This is a genomic window from Rhodoferax sp. RT5P35 (assembly GCF_056521385.1).
Genome location: NZ_JBWMAX010000123.1, coordinates 1 through 1,437, shown reverse-complemented (window position 1 = coordinate 1,437; position 1,437 = coordinate 1). Strand labels below are relative to the sequence as shown.

Below are 1,437 nucleotides of genomic sequence, written 5' to 3'. Positions count from 1 at the left end.
GGCCAGGGTGCGCTCGGCTGTGCCCAGGGTGCGGTTGGCAGCGCCCAGGGTGGTGCGTGCGTCTTGCATGGCGGCGGTGAGCGCCGGGGCCACGTCGTTGTTGAGCTTTTTCACCAGTTGCTCGGCGCCCGCCAGGGTCTTGTCCAGCGTAGCCAGGGTTTTGCGCATGTCGTTGCTGAGCTGCTCAAACGGCACTTTGTTGACCTTGGTGACGATTTCCGACACCTGGTTCTGCAGCTCGTCCAGGCCGTTGGGCAGGGTGGGGATCTCGATGGGGTTGATGCCGGGATCGCCGCCTTTGTGGCTGGCCAACTCCACGGCCGGTGCCTTGGGGAAGAAGTCCCGTGCCACGTACAACTGGCCGGTCAGCAGGCTGCCGGTACGCAACTGGGCGCGCAGGCCCCGGGCCACCATTTGCTGCAGACGCTGCTGTTGCACCGCGGGGGTTTCGGATGGCAGGGCACCGGACGCAGAGCCCAGGCGGTCGGGGTCGATCTCGACCAGCACCGGCATGCGCAACTGGCGCTTGCTGCGGTCAAATTCCACGCCGATGGAGACCACCTTGCCCAGCACTACGCCGCGAAAGTCCACCGTGGCACCCGGGCTCAGGCCGCGCAGCGACTGGTTAAAGTTGAGCAGCAGCGTCTGCGCCGGGCCGTCGGGGGCCTTGAGGGCGGTGGTTTCGTCGTCGGCCAGGGTGAAGCTGGTGTTTTCGCTGGCCTGCGGGCCGGTGGCATCCTGGGGCGCTTGCAGGGCAATGCCGCCCAGCGCCACGGTGGCCAGCGACTGGGTGCGCAGCTTGAAGCCGCTGGCGTTCACCTCCACGTCCACGCCGCTGGCATGCCAGAAGCGGGTGTTGGCACCCACAAACTTCTCATACGGGGTGTTGACGAAGACGCGCAGGGTGACGCCCTTGCCATCTTCGTCCAGCGCGTAGGCCGCCACCTGGCCGACCTTGATGCGGCGAAAGTACAGCGGGCTGCCGATGTCCAGCGAGCCGATGTTGCTGGCGCGCAGCACAAACTGCCGCCCCGAGGCATCGCGGGTGACGATCGGGGCCACTTCCAGCCCGGTGAAGGTGCTGCGGGTGTCGGTGGAGCTGCCTGCGTCGGCGCGGATGTAGGCCCCCGACAGCAGGGTGCCCAGGCCGCTGACCCCGGCGGCCTCCAGCCGGGGCCGGATGACCCAGAACCGGGTGTCGCTGGCCACAAAGCTCTTGGCCTCTTTTTGCAGCTGCACGGTGGCGATGATGCGGGAGCGGTCCTCGGCCAGGGTGATGGCGGTGACCGAGCCGATCTCTACGTCCTTGTACTTGACCTTGGTCTTGCCCGCCACCAGCCCCTCGGCGGTGTTGAAGGTTATATCGATCACCGGCCCCCGGTCGCGCAGGGTTTTGACCACCAGGGTGATGCCCACCAGCGCGGCCACGATGGGGAC

General features: G+C 67.3%; 1 protein-coding gene. It reads right to left on the bottom strand.

From position 1 onward, the window contains the following. Positions 1 to 1,437, bottom strand: a 1,437-nt coding sequence (locus AC097L_RS24210; RefSeq protein ID WP_479589272.1) for a PqiB family protein, incomplete at both ends; no start/stop codon positions are given.